The following is a 559-nucleotide window of genomic DNA, read 5'->3' as shown; positions in this document are numbered from 1 at the left end:
GCTCATAGGGGGTTGATCGGCCCGACCAGGCCGGGATGGTCGTTGGGCAACTTGTTGACGGCGCTCGTGTTCACCTCACGCCCAACGCGGTTGAACTGCAGCTGACCATCGATGTCGTGGCTTAGAATGTCCTTGAGGCTGTCCTTGGGCGTCGCCGGGTCCAGCCAGGCGTCATAGTATGTCTGGTCGAGAATGAGAGGCTGTCGATCATGCAATTGCTTCATCGGTTCTGCGGCAGGCTCCGTGATGATGGTGCAACTGGTTATGTCGAGATTGGAATTGTAAGCCCAAAGGCCGGCGAACAGAAAGGCGCGTGGTCTGGCTGGTAGATGTGCCAAGGATCCTTCTTGCCGTCGGCTGGCGATATCGTCCACTCATAGAAGCCATCGGCAGGGATCAGGCAGCGCTTTGACCTGAAGGCATCGCGGAAGGCGGGCGCCGTATCGATGCCCTCAATCCTCGCATTGAAGCGCTGCCTTGGGCATCTCCTTCGCCCAGAAAGGAACCAGCCACCAGCGCCCTTCACGGAGCCGGTGGTTGCCATCCTCACCGGCAGTGA

Annotated in this window: 1 pseudogene; it reads right to left on the bottom strand. The window is 59.4% G+C overall.

Annotated elements, in window-relative coordinates:
- Positions 1 to 2 precede the first annotated feature (2 nt).
- Positions 3 to 544: pseudogene (locus tag NKI46_RS30920) on the bottom strand (SOS response-associated peptidase).
- Between the last annotated feature and the right edge of the window lie 15 nt (positions 545 to 559).

Origin of the sequence: Mesorhizobium sp. M0615 (assembly GCF_040320805.1) — a bacterium.
Taxonomy (GTDB): domain Bacteria; phylum Pseudomonadota; class Alphaproteobacteria; order Rhizobiales; family Rhizobiaceae; genus Mesorhizobium.
This window is presented reverse-complemented; position numbering and strand designations above follow the sequence as displayed.